The following is a 19702-nucleotide window of genomic DNA, read 5'->3' on the forward strand; positions in this document are numbered from 1 at the left end:
TGTGAGTCGTGAGAACGACGAGGAGGCCACTGCCCTGCGGGTGACCGAACAGGTTCCGGCGGCAGTGGCCTCTTTCTCATACCTGTGCCCCGATTCCGGGGTATGCGCACCATGCACGATCCAGCACGACCCAGCTTGCTTCACAAGGAGGAGCCGATGCAGATGACCGCTGACGAGGGCACCACGCGTCGCCGCGTACTGCTCAAGCTTTCCGGGGAGGCGTTCGCCGGGGGCGGCGGCCTCGGTGTCGACCCCGACGTGGTGCACGCGATCGCGCGCGAGATCGCGACCGTGGTGCGTGGCGGCACCGAGGTGGCCGTGGTCATCGGCGGCGGCAACTTCTTCCGCGGTGCCGAGCTCCAGCAGCGCGGCATGGACCGGGCCCGCTCGGACTACATGGGCATGCTCGGCACCGTGATGAACTCCCTCGCGCTGCAGGACTTCCTGAACAAGGAGGGCATCGAGACGCGGGTGCAGACCGCGATCACGATGGGCCAGGTCGCCGAGCCGTACCTGCCGCTGCGCGCGGTGCGCCACCTCGAGAAGGGCCGCGTCGTGATCTTCGGCGCCGGTATGGGCATGCCCTACTTCTCCACCGACACCACGGCCGTCCAGCGTGCGCTGGAGATCCACGCCGAGGTGCTGCTCATGGGCAAGAACGGTGTGGACGGTGTCTACGACTCCGACCCGCGGAGCAACCCGGACGCCGTCAAGTTCGACGCCCTGGAATACTCCGAGGTGATCGCCCGGGACCTCAAGGTCGCCGACCTCACCGCGATCACGCTGTGCAAGGACAACAACCTGCCGATCCGCGTCTTCGAGCTGCTCAGGGAAGGCAATATCGCCCGGGCGGTTCGCAATGAGAAGATCGGGACGTTGATCAGCACGGACGCGCCCACCGCCTAGGGCGTCCGCCCTCGCGCGCGGGGGATGGACAACCGGTCGACCTTCAGTGAACGTGCCCGGTAGAAGCGATGTAGTTCCAGCAGTTCGAGACCGGGTCGCCCCGGACAGGAGCAGATTGTGATCGAAGAGACCCTCCTCGAGGCCGAGGAGAAGATGGAGAAGGCCGTCAGCGTCGCCAAGGACGACTTCGCCGCGATCCGCACCGGCCGTGCGCACCCGGCGATGTTCGCCAAGATCGTCGCCGAGTACTACGGCACGCTGACCCCGATCAACCAGCTCGCCTCCTTCTCGGTGCCGGAGCCCCGGATGGCGGTCGTCTCGCCGTTCGACAAGACCTCGCTCCGCGTGATCGAGGAGGCCATCCGCAACTCGGACCTGGGCGTCAACCCGAGCAACGACGGCTCGATCATCCGCGTGAACTTCCCGCAGCTCACCGAGGAGCGGCGCAAGGAGTACATCAAGGTCGCCCGCAACAAGGCGGAGGACTGCAAGATCTCCATCCGCAACGTCCGCCGCAAGGCCAAGGACACCCTCGACAAGATGGTGAAGGACGGCGAGGCGGGCGAGGACGAGGTCCGCCGCGCGGAGAAGGAGCTCGACGACGTCACCGGCCGCTACGTCGCCCAGGTGGACGAGCTGCTCAAGCACAAGGAAGCCGAGCTGCTCGAGGTCTGATGAACGACGATTCCTTCTGGGGGCCCACTCTTGGAGACAGGGGTGCCGGGGCCCGCGCACAGGGCCACGGAATGCCGCCGGAGGGACTGGCGCCGGAGGGACCGGCGCCGCTCGGCGACGACCAGGCCACCACGCTGCTGCCGCCCGTGATCGACCACGGGCCGGCGGCGGGGTCCGGCCAGCCTCCGCATGGTCAGCCTCCGTACGGCCAGCCTCCGTACGGCCAGCCTCCGTACGGCCAGCAGCCACCGCCGCCCGGCTACGGCGGCGCGCCCGCCGGACTGCACGGCGACGCGGCCATGGCGCACACTCAGTACATGCCTCCCGTCCCGCCGGCCCCCGAGCAGCAGCCCGGCGGTCCGGCCAAGGCCGTGCCCCCGTCCGACGCCGCGTCGGCCCAGGGCGCGCCCAAGGCCGCGCCCAAGGGCGGTCGTGACCTCCGGGCCGCGGTCGGCGTGGCTCTCGGCCTCGGCGCCGTCATCCTGGCCTCGCTGTTCGTGGTCAAGTGGCTCTTCGTCGGCGTGGTCGTGGCCGCGGCGGGCGTCGGCATGTGGGAGCTGACCAGCAGGCTCACCGAGGCCAAGGGCATCCGTGTCCCGCTGATCCCGCTACTGGTCGGCGGCGCGGCGATGCAGGTGGCCGCCTATCTCGGCGGCCCGCAGGCCGCGGTGGTGGCGCTCGCGCTGACCAGCCTCGCGGTGCTGGTCTGGCGGATGACCGAACCGCCGGAGAACTACCTGCGGGACGTGACCGCCGGGATCTTCACGGCCTTCTACGTCCCGTTCCTGGCGACCTTCGTGATGCTGATGCTGGCCGCGCACGACGGTCCGCAGCGGGTTGTCCTCTTCCTGGTCCTCACCATCTGCAGCGACACCGGCGCCTACGCGGCCGGCTCGCGCTTCGGCAAGCACAAGCTCGCTCCGCGGATCAGCCCCGGCAAGACCCGCGAGGGCCTGGCCGGCGGCGTGCTGCTGTGCATGGCCGCGGGCGCGGTCGGGATGCAGCTGATGATCACCGGCGGCAGCTGGTGGCAGGGCCTGGTTCTCGGTGCGTGTGTCGCGGTCTCGGCGACCCTGGGCGACCTGGGCGAGTCGATGATCAAGCGGGATCTCGGCATCAAGGACATGGGCACGCTGCTGCCGGGCCACGGCGGCATCATGGACCGCCTCGACTCGCTGCTGCCCACCGCGCCGGTGGTCTGGCTGGTGCTGGTCGGCTTCGTCGGCGCCGGCTGAGCCGTCGCCGCCCCGCTCGACATCCGCTCGAAACCCGCAGGCCCCGCCGTCCGACGGCGGGGCCTGCGGTGTCCCGTCACGCGCGCACCGGCTCCTCGGTGGGCGTGCGGCGGCCGCCGTAGGAGGCGATCAGGGCGTCGACGACGGCTGCCGCGTCCGCCTCGGCCACGTCCGCCGGGTACTCGGGCAGCAGGTCGTCCCAGACGGGCATCCACGACCCGTACAGCTGGGCCTGACCCTCGGGGCGGGCGAAGAACCACAGGTGCAGGTGCGCGGCCCCGTCGCCGATGCGGTAGACGTGGGCGCGGCTGACGTGCGGGAGAGCCTGCACGTGGCGGACGAGGTGGGTGGTGAGCACGCCCAGCTCGGCTGCCAGGCCGTCGGGCAGGTCCGCCATGTCGTGGTGGTCGCGCGGGTACAGCATCAGCACCAGCGGCACCCCGACACCCGGGATCCGCGCGAGCCGCCAGCGCTCGTCGAACCAGAGGCCCTCGTCCCGGGCCCGGCAGTCGCCGCAGTCGGCGGGATCCTCGCCGTGCCGCGCCGCCTCGGGCAGCACCGGTGGCCGCAACGGCGCGACGCGCAGCCCCTCGGGCTCGAACGGGCTGACGTTCCAGCCGGTCATCCGTGCCAGCGGCAGCCGCCCCTCGGCGTCGGCGGCGGCGCGGGCGTGGTCGTAGAACTCATCGGGTCGCAAGGCCATGATCAGCAGCGTAGTGGCGCCGCACCCGCGATCGGCTGGGGCCAGTGCTTCGCATGGGTCTGGTGGGGTTTGTCGCGGCGGGCCGAGGAACACTTCGGAAACAGTCTTGACCAGGGGTTTCGTGGGTCCTAGGTTCTCGGCTTGCTCGCTTTCGACAAGCCTTGGAGGGGACCGTGAACTGGTACACCGCCGTTCTCAAGAACTACGCCGGATTCGCCGGTAGAGCCCGCCGCCAGGAGTTCTGGTGGTTCATTTTGATCAACACCGTGGTGACGGTCGTACTCACCCTTGTGGACAACGCGATCGGCTCCCCGATCCTCGCAGGCCTCTACGGCCTGGCTCTCCTGGTGCCGACCCTCGCGGTCGCCGTCCGCCGCCTCCACGACACCGGCCGCAGCGGCTGGTTGCTGCTGCTCTCGTTCACCTGCATCGGCTGGTTCGTGGTGCTGTTCTTCTGGATCTCCGAGGGCACCCAGGGCCAGAACCAGTACGGCGACGACCCGAAGCTCGTCCCGGCCCAGGTCTGACCTCCGGCCACCCCGCAGGCCCCGCCCTCACGGGCGGGGCCTGTCGTCTTTCCGGGCAAGCGTTACCGCCGTGTACAGCCGTACACAGCTGGGCGGGGTCGTAGGGCTCCCTTCAAGGGAACCGCGAACGATCTGGGACACTGGAGGAATCATGCCTAAGCCACTTCCCGGTGAACTCACCTTCGTCGCGCCCCGCGGGGCCAAGCCGCCGCGTCATCTCGCCGACCTCTCCGCCGCCGAGCGGAAGGAGGCGATCGTCGCGCTGGGCGAGAAGCCGTTCCGCGCCGACCAGCTCTCGCGTCAGTACTTCGGGCGCCTTGCCGCGCGCCCCGAGGAGTGGACGGACATCCCCGCCGCGTCGCGCGAGCGGCTCGCCGAGGCGATGCTCCCGGAGCTGATGACGGAGGTGCGGCACGTCTCCTGCGACGACGACACCACCCGCAAGACGCTGTGGAAGCTGTTTGACGGCGTGCTGGTCGAGTCGGTGCTGATGAAGTACCCCGACCGGGTGACGATGTGCATCAGCTCGCAGGCCGGCTGCGGCATGAACTGCCCCTTCTGCGCCACCGGCCAGGCCGGGCTCACCCGTAACCTCTCCACCGCGGAGATCGTCGAGCAGATCGCCGCGGGCATGCGCGCGATCAAGGCCGGCGACTTCGGCGGCGTGCAGCCGGGCGAGGACGGCGAGGCGCGCGCGGTGCGGCTCTCCAACGTCGTGTTCATGGGCATGGGTGAGCCGCTCGCCAACTACAAGCGCGTCATCGCGGCGATCCACCGCCTCACCGACCCGGCCCCGGCCGGCTTCGGGCTGTCGCAGCGCGGCATCACCGTCTCCACGGTGGGCCTGGTCCCGGCGATCAACAAGCTCGCCGAGGAGCGCCTGAGCGTCCGCCTCGCGGTCTCGCTGCACGCCCCGGACGACGAGCTGCGCAACGAGCTGGTCCCGGTCAACACCCGCTGGAACGTCGCCGAGGTCCTGGACGCCGCGTGGGACTACGCGGCGCAGTCCGGCCGCCGGGTCTCCATCGAGTACGCGCTGATCAAGGACATCAACGACCAGGCGCGGCGCGCGGACCTGCTGGGCCGCCTGCTGAAGAACCGCAACGCCCACGTCAACCTGATCCCGCTGAACCCCACCCCGGGCTCCAAGTGGACGGCCTCCCGCCCGGAGGACGAGCGCGAGTTCGTCCGCCGCCTCCAAGCCCACGGCGTCCCGGTCACCGTCCGCGACACCCGCGGCCAGGAGATCGACGGCGCCTGCGGCCAGCTGGCCGCCGCGGGCTGAGCCGACGCCGTCCCCGCCGTCACTCGTCGACGGGCTGACCCGACGACGTGGTGACGGTCGTCACCTCGCATGCCATGAGCCGTGCAGCCCTGCGGAGGCGGGACAGGACCGGCGCATGTTGTGCGCGGGCGGGTAGCTGACGCGGATGGCATGCAGAGCGCCGATGTCGTAGGTCAGACGTCGCAGGTCATATGCCAGTCGCCGTCGAGAGGGGCGAACTGCTCCGGTGAGCCGGCAGAGCCGGTCGGCGTCCATGGTTGTGCCCGGACCAGCAGCCCGCCGGGCTCGTGGGAAGCCCGATCCCGGTGCCCGAGCGGGCTTCCGGCGCTCAGCGTGCGCGCAGCAGGGCCGCGCGCAGTGTCAACGGTGGGTGGGTGAGCCAGCCGAGGGTCGCGCGGTGCAGGCGGACGCGCGGGTTGGGCTCGGCGCTCAGGAGCGTTCGATGGAATTCGCCCCAGGCGGCGGCGCCCGCTTGGTGCCCGGGGCGAAGGGGATGTTCCCGGCGGGTCCCGGCTCGCCCGGGGCGTGCAGGATCTCGGCACTCAGGCCGGCCGCCCGGAGCAGATGCGTGGCCGGTTCGTCATCCCCAGGGATCAGCAGGATTCCGCCCAGCAGGTCGCTGCTCTCGATCTGGCCGCTGCCGCGTCGACGTGCGCTCTCCTGCGCCAGCACCACGACCTGCCTCGCCCCGTACGTGAACCGGTCGAACATGAGCCCCCCTGGCTGCCACGAGCGGGCTCATGGTGGCACGGCGGGCCGGGGGATGATGCCCTCTCACACGTGAACAGGCGGTGAAGGGGGGTCGGTGGGCTCAGACGCTCAGCGCGGCCGCCGCCAGCAGGCCCGCGCCGGTGCCGGCCGCGAGGACGACCGCGCCGGCGGCGGCGGTGCGCAGCGCGACGGAGCCCTGGAGCACCGAGGTCGGCGCGCCCATGCGCCGGAGCGGGCCGTAGGCCGCACGATGCGCTCCCGCGAGTTCGGCCAGACGGGTGAGCAGGGCGCCGAGGACGCACAGGGCGACCAGGGCGGCCTCGATCAGCGCCAGCGGACCCAGGCGGCGGTGGGGCGTGTCGGCGTACTGGAGCCAGGCGACAGCGCCGAGCGCGCCGGCGACCGACAGGACGGCGAGGGGAGTGCCGAGGCGCCAGGCCTGGGCCTGGAGGCCGCGGCCGGCCAGCAGGCGGGTGGCACGGGGGCGGCCCCAGGCGAGGGAGTGGCCCGCGCCGTAGAGGAGAACGGGGACGGCGAGGGCGATGCCGGTGGTGGCCACGAACCAGCCGACCGCCGCCGCCTCGGGGGCGTTCACCCGGACGGCCGTGACCACGATGAGGGTGCCGAACGCCGGCAGTCCGGCAGCCAGCGCGACGCGCCGCACAGTGGGGCGCCGCTGCGGCTCGTCCGAACCGTCGACGGGGATGACGTCCGAGGGCCGGACGGCCGCCGCCGCGGCCACGCCGCCGAACAGCGGGACCAGCGCCAGCAGCGTGATCGTGCCCGCGACCGGCAGCGAGCCGTGCGTGCCGAGGGCGTCGTCCAGGCGTCCGTCGGGGAGGATCTCCAGCAGGTGCGCCCGCAGCAGCAGGAAGCCGGCGAGCGCGACCAGAGCACCGCAGGCGCAGGCGAGTGCCATCTCCCCGGCGAGCAGCAGCCGCATCCGCAGCGGCCCGACGCCTGCGGCGACCAGGCCCGTCATCCGCTCGGGCTGCTGGAGGGGCAGGGCCCGCGCCCAGGCGCCCGCCAGGTAGGCGACGGCGGCGAGCGCGGGCAGGCACCACAGCAGGCGGCCCAGCGCCGGACCGGCGGGGGCGGGCGCGGGGGTGGAGACGGCGCGGCCGAGCGCGCGCAGCAGCAGCGCGGCCACGACCGCCGACGCCACGCTGGTCAGGGTCCAGCGCAGCAGGTCCAGCGCACGGTAACCGCGCGCTACACGGAGGTAGAACACGTAGGGGCGTCCTCTTCGAGCTCGCTCAGCGCGACGGCGTCCCGGGCGTCGACAGGGGTGGCGAGACGTCCGTCGGCCATCACCGCCACCCGGTTGGCATATCTGGCCACGCTCGCATCGTGCGTCGCCAGAATAAGCGTGATCTTGTGCGATCGCGACGCGGTGAGCAGTATCCGCATCACCTGGTCCTGCGACTCGCGGTGCAGCGGGGCGGTCGGCTCGTCGGCGAAGACCACGGCGGGCTCGGCGGCGAGCGCGCGGGCGACGGCGATCCGCTGGCGCTGGTCCTGGAGCAGCTCGGCGGGGCGGCGCTTGGCGCAGTCGGCCACGTCCAGGCGTTCCAGCCACTCCGCGGCGGAGGTCGCGGCGACCTTGCGGGAGATCCCGGCCAGCAGCATCGGAAGGGCGACGTTCTCGCGCGCGTTGAGCTCCGGCACCAGCTGCGGCTCGGGGCCCACGTAGCCGAAGCGCTCGCGCCGCAATCTCTCCCGGGCCACTCGGCCGAGCGTGTGAACGGGGGAGCTGTTGAACCAGATCTCGCCCTCGTCCGCCGGATGCATCCCGCTGAGCACGTCGAGCAGGGTGGACTTGCCGCAGCCGCTCGGGCCGGCCACGGCCAGCACCTCGCCTTCGCGCACGTTCAGGGAGACGCCGCGCAGCGCCGGCGTGCCGTGGTGCGACTTGACCAGCGACCGTGCCCACAGCACGTCGTTGTCGGGTGGTGCGACGCTCACGGCTTCCTCCGCCTTAAGTGAGTGTGTGGCTCACAGATTATGAACGAGTCAGCGGTGTGCCGGTTGCGTGACGGTTTTTCGGGTCGTGTCGCGTTTATCACTCACACGGGTGACCGAATCTTCACGAAAACACCGCAGGGCGGCTCCGGCTGGAGTAGCCGGAACCGCCCTGCGGCGGAGGGTGGTGACGGAAAGTCACATGGGAGGCTCTTTAGAGCTTCGTCCACGCCTCGGTCAGCACGCCACGCAGGATCTGCTCGATCTCGTCGAAGGTCGACTGGTCGGCGGTCAGCGGCGGCGAGAGCTGGATGACCGGGTCGCCACGGTCGTCGGCGCGGCAGTACAGGCCGTTCTCGAAGAGCGCCTTGGAGAGGAAGCCGTAGAGGACCTTCTCGCACTGCTCGTCGGTGAACGACTGCTTGGTGGCCTTGTCGGTCACCAGCTCGATGCCGTAGAAGAAGCCGTTGCCGCGGACGTCGCCGACGATCGGCAGGTCGTGCAGCTTCTGCAGCGTCGTGAGGAACGCGTTCTCGTTCGCAAGGACGTGCTTGTTCAGGCCCTCGCGCTCGAAGATGTCGAGGTTGGCCAGCGCCACCGCGGAGGAGACCGGGTGGCCACCGAAGGTGTAGCCGTGCAGGAAGGTGTTGTCCTGCTTGTAGAACGGCTCCGCCAGGCGGTCGGAGATGATGCAGGCGCCGATCGGGGAGTAGCCCGAGGTCATGCCCTTGGCGCAGGTGATCATGTCCGGCACGTAGTCGAACTTGTCGCAGGCGAACATCGTGCCGAGGCGGCCGAAGGCGCAGATGGTCTCGTCCGAGACGAGCAGCACGTTGTACTGGTCGCAGATCTCGCGCACGCGCTGGAAGTACCCGGGCGGCGGCGGGAAGCAGCCACCGGCGTTCTGGACCGGCTCCAGGAAGACGGCGGCAACGGTCTCCGGGCCCTCGAACAGGATCTCCTGCTCGATCTGGTCGGCGCACCAGCGGCCGTAGGCCACCGGGTCGTCGCCGAAGATCGGGGCGCGGTAGATGTTGGTGTTCGGGACCTTGTGGGTGCCCGGGACCAGCGGCTCGAACGGGGCCTTCAGGGCCGGCAGGCCCGTGATCGACAGGGCGCCCTGCGGGGTGCCGTGGTAGGCCACCGCGCGGGAGATCACCTTGTACTTGGTGGGCTCACCCGTGAGCTTGAAGTACTGCTTGGCCAGCTTCCACGCGGTCTCGACGGCCTCGCCGCCACCGGTGGTGAAGAAGACCTTGTTCAGGTCGCCCGGGGCGTAGCTCGCCAGACGCTCGGCCAGCTCGATGGCGGCCGGGTGCGCGTAGCTCCAGATCGGGAAGAAGGCCAGCTGCTCGGCCTGCTTGCGCGCGACCTCGGCCAGCTCCTTGCGGCCGTGACCGGCCTGGACGACGAACAGACCGGCAAGACCGTCCAGGTACTTGCGGCCGTTCGAGTCCCAGATGTACTCGCCCTCGCCGCGAACGATCGTCGGCACGGGGTTCTTCTCGTACGACGACATGCGGGTGAAGTGCATCCACAGGTGGTCGTAGGCGGATTTGGACAGGTCCTTGTTGGCGACCGCGTCGGCGCTCATCGGGTACCCCAGGTGTAGGTCTGTTTCCGGAGTTTCAGGTAAACGAAACTCTCGGTTCTCCGCACGCCGGGAAGCGCGCGGATACGCTTGTTGATCAGTTCGAGGAGGTGTTCGTCGTCCTCGCAGATCAGTTCGGCCATCAGGTCGAACGAGCCTGCGGTGACCACGACGTAGTCCACCTCGTCCATGGCGGCCAGCGCGTCGGCGACGGCGTCCACGTCACCTTCGACGGTGATGCCGACCATTGCCTGTCGGGTGAATCCCACGGTGCGGGGATCCGTCACGGCGACGATCTGCATGACACCCTGGTCGAGCAGCTTCTGGACGCGCTGCCGCACCGCCGCCTCCGAGAGGCCGACAGCCTTCCCGATGGTCGCGTAGGCGCGTCGCCCGTCCTCCTGCAGCTGCTCGATGATCGCCTTGGAGACGGAGTCGAGTGGAACGTTGGCGTTCCGGTCGCGGTTGGCCACGTCGCCACCTTGCCCGATCGTCCGCTTGTACGCAAGTGATTCCGTCGCTGATGCTTGAAACCGATACTGAATCCATCGTCTTCGCCGCCCGGACCTGTCGATAACCGCAGCACAGAGTTACCCTGGGCGCGACGACGACGACGTCGCCCACGCTTGAAGTCGAGAAGAGGTCCGAAGTGAGCGAGCTTCTGAAGCTGCGCAACTACATCAACGGCGCGTTCACCGATGCGGCGGACGGCCGCACCACCGAGGTCATCGACCCGACGACGGGCGAGGTCTACGCCACCGCGCCGCTCTCGGCCCAGGTCGACGTCGACGCCGCCATGGACGCCGCCGCCGCCGCGTTCGAGGCCTGGCGCGACACCACGCCCTCGCAGCGCCAGCTCGCCCTGCTGAAGATCGCCGACGCGATCGAGGCCCGGGCCGAGGAGCTCGTCGCCACCGAGTCCAAGAACACCGGCAAGCCGCTCGCGCTGACCGCCTCGGAGGAGATTCCTCCGATGGTGGACCAGATCCGCTTCTTCGCCGGTGCCGCCCGCATGCTCGAGGGCAAGTCGGCCGGCGAGTACATGGACGGCATGACCTCGATCATCCGCCGCGAGCCGGTCGGCGTCTGCGCCCAGGTGGCGCCGTGGAACTACCCGATGATGATGGCCGTGTGGAAGTTCGCCCCGGCGATCGCCGCGGGCAACACCGTCGTGCTCAAGCCCTCGGACACCACCCCGGCCTCCACCGTGCTGCTCGCCGAGATCATCGGGGAGATCCTGCCGGCGGGTGTCTTCAACGTCATCTGTGGTGACCGCGAGACCGGCCGCGCCATGGTCGAGCACGAGACCCCGGCGATGGCCTCCATCACCGGCTCCGTCCGCGCCGGCATGCAGGTCGCGGCCTCCGCCGCCAAGGACGTCAAGCGCGTCCACCTGGAGCTGGGCGGCAAGGCCCCGGTCGTCGTCTTCGCCGACGCCGACATCCCGGCCGCCGTCGAGGGCATCTCCGTCGCTGGTTACTTCAACGCCGGCCAGGACTGCACCGCCGCCACCCGCGTGCTCGTGCACGAGTCGATCCACGACGAGTTCGTGGCCCAGCTCGCCAAGGCCGCGTCGGAGACCAAGACCGGTCAGCCGGACGACGAGGACGTGCTCTACGGCCCGCTGAACAACGCCAACCAGCTCGCCCAGGTGACCGGTTTCATCGACCGCCTCCCGGCCCACGCCAAGGTCGAGGCCGGTGGCCACCGCGTCGGCGACAAGGGCTACTTCTACGCCCCGACCGTCGTCTCGGGCCTGCAGCAGGACGACGAGATCATCCAGAACGAGGTCTTCGGCCCGGTCATCACCGTGCAGAAGTTCTCCGACGAGGCCGAGGCCGTCCGCAACGCCAACGGCGTCGAGTTCGCGCTGGCCTCCTCCGTCTGGACCAAGGACCACGCGACCGCGATGCGCATGGCCAAGCGTCTCGACTTCGGCGCGGTGTGGATCAACACCCACATCCCGCTGGTCGCCGAGATGCCGCACGGCGGCTTCAAGAAGTCCGGCTACGGCAAGGACCTCTCCGCCTACGGCTTCGAGGACTACACCCGCATCAAGCACGTCATGACCTCCATCTCGGAGTGACTTACCTGACGCACCGAAGGGCCCGCGGCACCTGCCGCGGGCCCTTCGTCATGCGGTCACACGTTCAGACGTTCCAGGCGAAGCGGTGCGTGTGGATGCCGAAGTACGGGAAGTTGTCGACGGCCGTCACGCCCTCGACCGGGCGGATCACGTCGTTGATGAAGTCCAGCAGCGCCCGCGGATCCCGGCAGACGACCTCGGCGAACAGGTCGTAGCCGCCCGAGGTCAGCACCGAGTAGACGACCTCGTCCCGCCCGCCCAGCACGTCCGCGACCGCGCGCGCGTCCCCGTCGACCTTGATGCCGAGCAGCGCCATCGCCTGCCCGCCCATGGCCATCGGGTCGGTGACGCCGACGACCTGTACCACCTTCGCGTCGATCAGCCGCTGCACCCGCTGACGCGCGGCGGAGGGGGAGAGGCCCACCTTGGGGCCCAGGTCCGCGTAGGGGATCCGGCCGTCGCTCTGCAGCTCCCGCAGGATGGCCCGGTCGATGTCGTCCACACGCCCTAGCCTGCCAGGTCCTCCAGGAACAGCGCGGCCTACCGGCGTACGGCGTCCAGGGCCAGCAGGGCGACGTGCAGCGAGAGGCAGGACTCGACCTGGTCCAGGTCCACGCCGAGCACCCGCTCGACCTTGTGCAGGCGGTCGTAGAAGGACGGGCGGGACAGGTGGGCGGCGTCCGCGGCGGCGGACTTGTTGCGGCCCTGCTCCAGGTAGATGCGCAGCATCGCGATCAACTGGCTGTTGTGCTCGGCGTCGTAGGCCAGCAGCGGGCCCAGCTCGCGTTCGACGTAGGTCTGCAGGCGGGCGTCGTCGCGGAGCAGGTGGAGCAGACCGCGCAGGCGCACGTCCGGGAGGCGGTAGTACGAGGCGTTCCGGGTGCCCGGCGCGCTCGGGGTGTCGTGCAGGGCGGCGTCGGCCACCTGGGTCGCCTCGACCAGCGTGCGGCGGGCGTCGCGGACCGAGCCGACGGAGGAGCCGACCGCGACGACCGGTTCCGGGCCGTCCTCCTGCTCCAGGATCAGCCGTCGCAACGCGCCGGCGAAGCCGTCCAGCGCCGAGTGCTCGTCGTCCTTGGGGCCGAGCGAGACCAGCAGGCCCACGGCCTCGTCGTCCAGCGCGCCGACCAGCGCGGTCAGGCGCCGCTCGCGGACGGCGGCGGCCGCCGTCTCGGTGAAGTCGCGCAGCCGTGCCTGCGCCTCCAGCGCGGCAGGCAGCGGTCCGCGCCGCTGGCGCAGCACGACGCCGACCAGGCGGCGCCCCTCCAGCGGGACGCCGAGCGCGGACGCGCGCAGCGCCACGTCGGAGACGGTCAGCGCGTGCGTCAGGATGCCGGACAGCAGCGTGCGGTGGGTCTGCCGCTCCAGCGACTCGCGGTCGCGGACCATCAGACGGTTCAGTGCCAGCGTCGCCGCCGCGCGCTCGACCAGCATGGTGTGCCGGTGCGAGGCCGTGGCCGGGAGGGCGTCCTCCTGCGCCGAGCCGGGCTTGCCGATCAGGACCAGCCGCCCCCAGTCGTGCCCGCGCGCGCCCACCGACGTGGTCAGCCAGCCCGTGCGCGGGTCGTAGCCGGTGCGGCCGTTGGGGCGCACCCCGCGCGAGCGGGACTCCCAGCCGGCCAGCACCACCTGGGCGTTCTGCCCGGCGGTGTCGTAGGCGAGCACCTGGTGCGAGAGGTTCTCCAGCACGGCCGGCACACCGGCCATGCGCGCGACCTGCCGCACCACCTCGACCGGCTCCGCGCCCTCGACCGCCAGCTCGTTGAAGGTCTGGTGGATCTCCTCCGACGACCGCAGCTCCTCCAGCTGCGCGTTGACCACCAGCGCGTGCACGGCCTCGGTCACCGCGACGAAGCGCAGCTCGCGCCGGAGCACGACCAGCGGCAGGCCGCGCTGCTCGGCGGCGTGCACCAGGGCGCGCGGCAGCGAGTCGAAGTAGCGCCGACCGAACTCCACGACCAGCCCCGCCGCGCCGATGTCGGCCAGCTCGCGCACGTAGCGGGCCAGGCCCTCGCGGTCCTCCGGCAGCGCGATACCGGTGGTCAGGATCAGCTCCCCACCCTGCAGCACCCCGGCCACGTCGGCCAGCTCGCTGACGTGGACCCAGCGCACCGGACGCTCCAGGTGCTGCGCCCCGGCCACGACCTCGGGGAGGCCGCGGCTGACCACGTCCAACTCGAGAACCCGGGCGACTGTGGGGAACATAGAGGGGTCCTCGGGCTCTGTGGGGCGAATGGGGGACGCCTCCATAGTGTCAGGCTCAGGCGACATTCCGGCAACGAGGTGTCGCCCTGCATCCGCTTTCCACTGTGTGATGCTGGTAGGTATCCGCCTTGCAGACTGTCGCTTGCCCGCCCCTTCCCCGAGCGGGCATCGTCGCAGGATGGGCGCACCGCCCATCGCAATGCTCCTGAGGAGAGATACCCATGGACCGGACCATCGTCGGCGACCGCTTCGACGCCGGAGCCCAGTACATCGACGGCGCCCTGCGCAAGGGCACCTCGGGAGACACCTTCGACGTCACCAGCCCCGCGGACGGCACCCTGGTGCAGCGCGTCGACCTGGCCTCCACGGCCGACGTCGACGCCGCCGTGGCCGCCGCCAAGCGCGCCTTCCCGGCCTGGTCGACTGCCACCCCCGGCGAGCGCAGTGCCGCGCTGACCAAGCTGGCCGCGATCCTGGAGGAGCGCGCCGAGGACTTCGCCCGCGTCGAGTCCGCGCAGACCGGCAAGCCGATCAAGCTCACCACCGAGTTCGACGTACCCGGCACCATCGACAACACCGCGTTCTTCGCCGGTGCCGCCCGCAACCTGGAGGGCAAGGCGAGCGGCGAGTGGTCCGGCACCCACACCTCCTCGATCCGCCGTGAGGCGATCGGCGTGGTCGGCTCCATCGCGCCGTGGAACTACCCGCTGCAGATGGCCGCCTGGAAGATCCTCCCGGCCATCGCCGCGGGCAACACCATCGTGCTCAAGCCGGCCGAGCTGACCCCGCTGACCTCGCTGATGTTCGCGCAGGCCTGCACCGACGCGGGCATCCCCGACGGCGTCGTCAACGTCGTCACCGGCAAGGGCCGCAGCGTCGGCGAGTACCTGATCGGCCACCCCGACGTCTCGATGGTCTCCTTCACCGGCTCCACCGGTGTCGGCACCCGCGTCGGCGAGGTCGCGATCCAGGGCGTCAAGCGCACCCACCTGGAGCTCGGCGGCAAGGCCCCCTTCGTGGTCTTCGACGACGCCGACCTGGAGGCCGCCGTCAACGGCGCCGCCGCCGGCTCGCTGATCAACACCGGCCAGGACTGCACCGCCGCCACTCGCGCCTACGTGCAGCGCCCGCTGTTCGACGCCTTCGTGGCCGGTGCCGCGGAGATCTTCGACTCGATCCGCCTCGGCGACCCGTTCAACCCGCAGACCGACCTCGGCCCGCTCGTCTCCGAGCGCCAGCGCGACTCCGTCGCCGGCTTCGTCGACCGCGCCCGCGGCTACGGCGCCACCATCGCGGCCGGTGGTTTCGCCCCCGAGAAGGGCCACGACGGCACCGACCTCACCCAGGGCGCCTACTACCGCCCGACCCTGGTCACCGGCATCGCCCAGGACGCCGAGATCGTCCAGCAGGAGCTGTTCGGCCCCGTGCTGGTCGTGCTGCCCTTCGACACCGACGACGAGGGCATCGAGCTCGCCAACGACACCCCGTACGGGCTCGCCGCCTCCGCGTGGACCACCAACACCTTCCGCGCCCTGCGCGCCACCCGCGAGATCCAGGCCGGGTGCGTGTGGGTCAACGACCACATCCCGATCATCAGCGAGATGCCCCACGGCGGCTACAAGGCCTCCGGTTACGGCAAGGACATGTCGCAGTACTCGCTCGACGAGTACACGCAGGTCAAGCACGTGATGCAGGACATCACGGCCGTGGCCCGCAAGGACTGGCACCGCACCATCTTCGGTGACCGGTAGTCAGTTCTTCACTCCACCCCTCTACGTCCCGGGCGGTAAGACAGACCGCCCGGGACCAAGAAAGCAGTGAGATCTATGGATCCGGCCCACTCGCTCGCCGACGTCCAGTACACGCCCTTCTGGCTCGCGGACCCCGCGAAGCCCGAGCCAGAGCCGGCCCTGGTCGGCGACACCCACTGCGACCTGCTGGTCGTCGGCGGCGGTTACACCGGTCTGTGGACCGCCCTGATCGCCAAGGAGCGCGACCCCTCCCTGGACGTCGTCCTCCTGGAGGGCAAGGAGATCGGCTGGGCCGCCTCCGGCCGCAACGGCGGTTTCTGCGCGGCCAGCCTCACCCACGGCTTCTTCAACGGCCTGGAGCGCTGGCCGAACGAGCTGCGCACCCTGGAGCGCCTCGGCCGGGAGAACCTCGACGCGATCGAGGACGCCGTCAAGCGCTACGACATCGACTGCGACTGGGAGCGCACCGGCGAGCTGGACGTGGCCACCGAGCCGCACCAGGTCGACGAGCTGCGCGAGGGCGCCGAGCTCATGCGCGAGTACGGCGTCGAGTCCGAGTTCCTCGACGCGGAGGCCGTGCGCAAGGAGGTCGACTCGCCGACCTTCCTCGCGGGCCTGTGGCACCGCGACGACGTCGCCATGGTCCACCCGGCCAAGCTGGCCTGGGGCCTCAAGCGCGCCTGCACGGAGCTGGGCGTGCGCGTCTTCGAGCACTCCCCGGCGACCGACCTCGCGCCCAAGGGCGACGGCATGGCCGTCAGGAGCCCCTACGGCCGGGTCTTCGCCCGCCACGTGGCGCTCGGCACCAACATCTTCCCGAACCTGGTCAAGCGGGTCCGCCCGTTCCTGGCGCCGGTCTACGACTACGCGCTGATGACGGAGCCGTTGACCGAGGAGCAGCTCGCCTCGATCGGCTGGAAGAACCGCCAGGGCCTCGGCGACTCCAACAACCAGTTCCACTACTTCCGGATCTCCGCCGACAACCGGATCCTGTGGGGCGGCTACGACGCGGTCTACCACTACGGCTCCAAGGTCCGCGACGAGTACGACCACCGCCCCGAGACCTACGTGAAGCTGGCCGGGCACTTCTACAAGGCCTTCCCGCAGCTGGAGGGCCTGAAGTTCACCCACGCCTGGGGCGGCGCGATCGACACCTGCAGCCGCTTCTCCGCGTTCTTCGGCACGGCGCACAAGGGCCGCGTCTCCTACGCGCTCGGCTACACCGGCCTGGGCGTCGGCGCGACCCGCTTCGGGGCCGAGGTCATGCTCGACCTGCTCGCGGGCGAGAAGACCGAGCGGACCGAGCTGGAGATGGTCAAGAGCAAGCCGCTGCCGTTCCCGCCCGAGCCGGTCAAGTGGATCGGCATCGAGATGACCAAGTGGTCACTCGACCGCGCCGACCACAACGCCGGCAAGCGCAATCTGTGGCTCAAGACGATGGACGCACTGGGCCTCGGTTTCGACAGCTGACGGATCGCCTTCGGCATGTCCATGACGGCGCATACCCTATACAGGGTGTGCGCCGCTTTCGCACCCTTACGCACCTTCTCGCCACCGCACGCCGGGCCACGCCCACGATGGGTGCCGGAAACGCTGTAAGAGTCGGACGTCGGACCGCTCTCTCCCGGTGACCCCGGATTCGCCACCCCCGGGGCACGGCAGCTGATGTGGAGGGCGAGACCCATGAGAAGTCAGGAACCGAGCGGCGCGGTCGAGTGGCTGGCCGCCGCCTCCCCCGACCCGCAGGCATGCCGCTGGGAGTGGGAACGCAGCGCCGTCGGCATCGCTCTGCTCCCCGCCGGCCGGCTCTGGGACGTCCTGATCGTGCCCGGCGAACTCGGTCGCCTCACCGCCGACGTGCTGCTGCGGCTCGCCAACGACCCCGGCCCGGTCCTGGTCGACTTCGGTGACTACCGCTTCGGCTTCTTCGTCCCGCCCGGCACGGCCGCGCGCTGGGTCGGCACCGGCATCCGCACCGCCGGACCCGGCACCTGGCTCGCCGTCCCGCACCCCTCCAGAGCCGGTCGCGGCCTGCGCTGGCTCGTCCCCCCGGACGGCAGCGGCCGGCTCGGCGACCCGGTCCTGCTGGAGCTCGCCATGCACGAGGCCGCCGCCCTGCTGACCGCCGGAGAAGGCCATCCGCCCAGGGAGCCGGACGAGGTGTAAGGCAGAACGCGAATCACCCGACAGGCTGCAGATTGAGGGCGCCCGCGTGCCGAAACAGAATGGGTAGAGAGCGCGGCACCGCACAGCAGCACAGCAGCCCGTAGTGCCCCGCCTGGACTCGGAGGCAGACGTTGAGCAAGCACATCACCCACTGGATCGCCGGACAGGCCGTCCCCACGGCCGGAGCCGCTCCGCGTCGCGGTGACATCTACGACCCCGCGACCGGCAAGGTCTCCGGCCAGGTGGACTTCGCGACCATCGCCGAGGTCGACGCGGCCGTCTCGGCCGCCGTCACCGCGTTCGCCGACTGGCGCAACGCCTCGCTGGCCAAGCGCTCGACGGTGCTCTTCCGCTTCCGCGAGCTGCTCAACGAGCGCAAGGACGAGCTCGCCTCGATCATCGTCTCCGAGCACGGCAAGGTGCACTCGGACGCGCTGGGCGAGATCGCCCGCGGCCTCGAGGTCGTCGAGTACGCCTGCGGCATCCCGCAGCTGCTCAAGGGCGGCTTCACCGAGCAGGCCTCGACCGGCATCGACGTCTACTCGATCCGCCAGCCGCTGGGCCCGGTCGCGATCATCTCGCCGTTCAACTTCCCGGCGATGGTCCCGATGTGGTTCTTCCCGATCGCCATCGCGGCCGGCAACTCCGTCATCCTGAAGCCGTCGGAGAAGGACCCGTCCGCCGCGCAGTTCATCGCCGAGCTGTGGGCCGAGGCCGGCCTGCCGGCCGGCGTCTTCAACGTCGTCCACGGCGACAAGGTCTCCGTCGACCGCCTGCTGGAGCACCCGGACGTCAAGTCCGTGTCGTTCGTGGGCTCGACCCCGATCGCCCGCTACGTCTACGAGACCGGCACCCGCTACGGCAAGCGCGTGCAGGCCCTGGGCGGCGCCAAGAACCACATGCTGGTCCTGCCGGACTCCGACCTGGACCTGGCCGCCGACGCGGCGATCAACGCCGGCTTCGGGGCGGCCGGCGAGCGCTGCATGGCCATCTCCGTCCTGGTCGCCGTCGAGCCGATCGCGGACGAGCTGATCGAGAAGATCAAGCAGCGCATGGCCACCCTGAAGGTCGGCCCGGGCTGCAACGGCGACTCCGACATGGGCCCGCTGGTCACCGGCGTGCACCGCGACAAGGTCACCTCCTACCTGGAGTCCGGTGTCGCCGACGGCGCGGACCTGGTAGTCGACGGTCGCAAGCACCCGATCAACGGTGAGGACACCACGGACGGCTTCTGGCTCGGCCCGACGCTGTTCGACAACGTCAAGCCCGGCATGTCCGTCTACAACGACGAGATCTTCGGCCCCGTCCTGTCCGTCGTCCGGGTGAACTCCTACGACGAGGGCCTGGCGCTCATCAACGCCAACCCCTACGGCAACGGCACCGCCATCTTCACGAACGACGGCGGCGCGGCCCGACGCTTCCAGAACGAGGTCGAGGTCGGCATGGTCGGCATCAACGTGCCGATCCCGGTCCCGGTCGCCTACTACTCCTTCGGCGGCTGGAAGGCCTCCCTCTTCGGTGACACGCACGCCTACGGCGCGGACGGCGTCCAGTTCTTCACCCGCGGCAAGGCCGTGACGTCCCGCTGGCTCGACCCGAGCCACGGCGGCATCAACCTGGGCTTCCCGACCAACGCCTGACCTGCGTCTCAGTGGTCCTGACGGGGCCCGGTGAGCGGATTTGACTCCGCCCACCGGGCCCCGTAACGTTCTCCGAGTTGCCCCGGCCACCACCCCGATGAAGGGGAGGTAAATGGGATGACAAAACCACTGGAAATCGGAGCTGAAAAACTCTGATAGAGTGGAACACGAAGGAAGCGCCCGGAGCGGCCCGAAAGGGAAGCAAAGGAAGCGACCGTTCCTTGAGAACTCAACAGCGTGCCAAAAGTCAACGCCAGTT

The 19702-nt window shown here is 70.4% G+C and carries 18 protein-coding genes; 10 read left to right on the forward strand and 8 right to left on the reverse strand.

The window, feature by feature from the left end; genetic code table 11:
* The first annotated feature begins 156 nt into the window (after nucleotides 1–156).
* The 3 genes from pyrH to ABH931_RS16445 all read left to right on the forward strand — a co-directional run bounded on the left by pyrH (nucleotide 157) and on the right by ABH931_RS16445 (nucleotide 2816).
* The gene (gene pyrH, locus ABH931_RS16435; RefSeq protein WP_370113797.1) at nucleotides 157–906 is read left to right on the forward strand and encodes a UMP kinase; all 750 of its coding nucleotides are present in this window, start codon (nucleotides 157–159) and stop codon (nucleotides 904–906) included.
* Nucleotides 907–1023: 117 nt separating this feature from the next.
* Complete coding sequence (gene frr, locus ABH931_RS16440; protein ID WP_370113799.1) at nucleotides 1024–1581, forward strand: ribosome recycling factor; 558 nt, start codon at nucleotides 1024–1026, stop codon at nucleotides 1579–1581.
* A complete protein-coding gene (locus ABH931_RS16445) occupies nucleotides 1581–2816 on the forward strand; it encodes a phosphatidate cytidylyltransferase (protein WP_370113801.1) in 1236 nt (411 codons plus the stop codon). Before frr ends, ABH931_RS16445 begins: the two co-directional genes overlap by 1 nt.
* Nucleotides 2817–2892: 76 nt before the next feature.
* Here ABH931_RS16445 and ABH931_RS16450 read toward each other — a convergent pair whose 3' ends face one another.
* Entirely contained in the window at nucleotides 2893–3519 is a 627-nt protein-coding gene (locus ABH931_RS16450) for a hypothetical protein (protein ID WP_370113803.1), read from the reverse strand.
* A 173-nt stretch (nucleotides 3520–3692) separates the two neighbouring features.
* Between ABH931_RS16450 and ABH931_RS16455 the strand changes: the two genes are divergently transcribed.
* Together ABH931_RS16455 and rlmN are read left to right on the forward strand one after the other, a co-directional pair.
* Nucleotides 3693–4046 carry a DUF805 domain-containing protein gene (locus ABH931_RS16455; protein ID WP_370113805.1) on the forward strand — a complete coding sequence of 118 codons (354 nt, stop codon included), beginning with the start codon at nucleotides 3693–3695 and terminating at the stop codon, nucleotides 4044–4046.
* Nucleotides 4047–4197: 151 nt separating this feature from the next.
* A complete protein-coding gene (gene rlmN / locus ABH931_RS16460; protein ID WP_370113806.1) occupies nucleotides 4198–5331 on the forward strand; it encodes a 23S rRNA (adenine(2503)-C(2))-methyltransferase RlmN in 1134 nt (377 codons plus the stop codon).
* Between the two features lie 429 nt (nucleotides 5332–5760).
* Here the strand turns inward: rlmN and ABH931_RS16465 are convergent, their stop codons facing one another.
* From ABH931_RS16465 to ABH931_RS16485, 5 genes are all read right to left on the reverse strand, one after another.
* Entirely contained in the window at nucleotides 5761–6042 is a 282-nt protein-coding gene (locus ABH931_RS16465) for a hypothetical protein (protein ID WP_370113807.1), read from the reverse strand.
* A 100-nt stretch (nucleotides 6043–6142) separates the two neighbouring features.
* Nucleotides 6143–7273, reverse strand: coding sequence for a hypothetical protein (locus ABH931_RS16470; RefSeq protein ID WP_370113809.1), 1131 nt, complete (start codon nucleotides 7271–7273; stop codon nucleotides 6143–6145).
* A complete protein-coding gene (locus tag ABH931_RS16475) occupies nucleotides 7255–8007 on the reverse strand; it encodes an ABC transporter ATP-binding protein (protein ID WP_370113811.1) in 753 nt (250 codons plus the stop codon). The genes ABH931_RS16470 and ABH931_RS16475 overlap by 19 nt, the downstream gene beginning before the upstream one ends.
* Before the next feature lie 211 nt (nucleotides 8008–8218).
* Nucleotides 8219–9598, reverse strand: a complete 1380-nt coding sequence (locus tag ABH931_RS16480) for an aspartate aminotransferase family protein (protein ID WP_370113812.1) — start codon at nucleotides 9596–9598, stop codon at nucleotides 8219–8221.
* Nucleotides 9595–10068 carry an Lrp/AsnC family transcriptional regulator gene (locus ABH931_RS16485; protein ID WP_042453924.1) on the reverse strand — a complete coding sequence of 158 codons (474 nt, stop codon included), beginning with the start codon at nucleotides 10066–10068 and terminating at the stop codon, nucleotides 9595–9597. Before ABH931_RS16485 ends, ABH931_RS16480 begins: the two co-directional genes overlap by 4 nt.
* 176 nt (nucleotides 10069–10244) lie before the next feature.
* On the opposite strand from ABH931_RS16485, the gene ABH931_RS16490 reads away from it, so the two are divergent.
* The gene (locus ABH931_RS16490; RefSeq protein WP_370113815.1) at nucleotides 10245–11681 is read left to right on the forward strand and encodes a gamma-aminobutyraldehyde dehydrogenase; all 1437 of its coding nucleotides are present in this window, start codon (nucleotides 10245–10247) and stop codon (nucleotides 11679–11681) included.
* Nucleotides 11682–11745: 64 nt separating this feature from the next.
* Here ABH931_RS16490 and ABH931_RS16495 read toward each other — a convergent pair whose 3' ends face one another.
* Entirely contained in the window at nucleotides 11746–12183 is a 438-nt protein-coding gene (locus ABH931_RS16495; RefSeq protein WP_370113817.1) for an Lrp/AsnC family transcriptional regulator, read from the reverse strand.
* Between the two features lie 38 nt (nucleotides 12184–12221).
* Complete coding sequence (locus ABH931_RS16500) at nucleotides 12222–13886, reverse strand: PucR family transcriptional regulator (protein WP_370113818.1); 1665 nt, start codon at nucleotides 13884–13886, stop codon at nucleotides 12222–12224.
* Nucleotides 13887–14107: 221 nt separating this feature from the next.
* Between ABH931_RS16500 and ABH931_RS16505 the strand changes: the two genes are divergently transcribed.
* The 4 genes from ABH931_RS16505 (at nucleotide 14108) to ABH931_RS16520 (ending at nucleotide 19443) form a co-directional block, all read left to right on the forward strand.
* A complete protein-coding gene (locus ABH931_RS16505) occupies nucleotides 14108–15637 on the forward strand; it encodes a gamma-aminobutyraldehyde dehydrogenase (protein WP_370113820.1) in 1530 nt (509 codons plus the stop codon).
* A gap of 75 nt (nucleotides 15638–15712) precedes the next feature.
* Entirely contained in the window at nucleotides 15713–17107 is a 1395-nt protein-coding gene (locus ABH931_RS16510; RefSeq protein ID WP_370113822.1) for an NAD(P)/FAD-dependent oxidoreductase, read from the forward strand.
* Nucleotides 17108–17320: 213 nt separating this feature from the next.
* Complete coding sequence (locus tag ABH931_RS16515) at nucleotides 17321–17803, forward strand: hypothetical protein (RefSeq protein ID WP_370113824.1); 483 nt, start codon at nucleotides 17321–17323, stop codon at nucleotides 17801–17803.
* A gap of 131 nt (nucleotides 17804–17934) precedes the next feature.
* Nucleotides 17935–19443 carry a CoA-acylating methylmalonate-semialdehyde dehydrogenase gene (locus ABH931_RS16520; protein ID WP_370113826.1) on the forward strand — a complete coding sequence of 503 codons (1509 nt, stop codon included), beginning with the start codon at nucleotides 17935–17937 and terminating at the stop codon, nucleotides 19441–19443.
* Nucleotides 19444–19702 lie beyond the last annotated feature (259 nt).

Origin of the sequence: Streptacidiphilus sp. MAP12-33 (assembly GCF_041261265.1) — a bacterium.
Lineage (GTDB): Bacteria > Actinomycetota > Actinomycetes > Streptomycetales > Streptomycetaceae > Streptacidiphilus.

Bases quoted from the DNA above. Each gene is read 5' to 3' on its own strand.
- pyrH (WP_370113797.1), top strand. From the start codon at position 157: ATGCAGATGACCGCTGACGAGGGCACCACGCGTCGCCGCGTACTGCTC.
- ABH931_RS16445 (WP_370113801.1), top strand. From the start codon at position 1,581: ATGAACGACGATTCCTTCTGGGGGCCCACTCTTGGAGACAGGGGTGCC.
- ABH931_RS16450 (WP_370113803.1), bottom strand. From the start codon at position 3,519: ATGGCCTTGCGACCCGATGAGTTCTACGACCACGCCCGCGCCGCCGCC.
- rlmN (WP_370113806.1), top strand. From the start codon at position 4,198: ATGCCTAAGCCACTTCCCGGTGAACTCACCTTCGTCGCGCCCCGCGGG.
- ABH931_RS16465 (WP_370113807.1), bottom strand. From the start codon at position 6,042: ATGTTCGACCGGTTCACGTACGGGGCGAGGCAGGTCGTGGTGCTGGCG.
- ABH931_RS16480 (WP_370113812.1), bottom strand. From the start codon at position 9,598: ATGAGCGCCGACGCGGTCGCCAACAAGGACCTGTCCAAATCCGCCTAC.
- ABH931_RS16500 (WP_370113818.1), bottom strand. From the start codon at position 13,886: ATGTTCCCCACAGTCGCCCGGGTTCTCGAGTTGGACGTGGTCAGCCGC.
- ABH931_RS16505 (WP_370113820.1), top strand. From the start codon at position 14,108: ATGGACCGGACCATCGTCGGCGACCGCTTCGACGCCGGAGCCCAGTAC.
- ABH931_RS16510 (WP_370113822.1), top strand. From the start codon at position 15,713: ATGGATCCGGCCCACTCGCTCGCCGACGTCCAGTACACGCCCTTCTGG.
- ABH931_RS16515 (WP_370113824.1), top strand. From the start codon at position 17,321: ATGAGAAGTCAGGAACCGAGCGGCGCGGTCGAGTGGCTGGCCGCCGCC.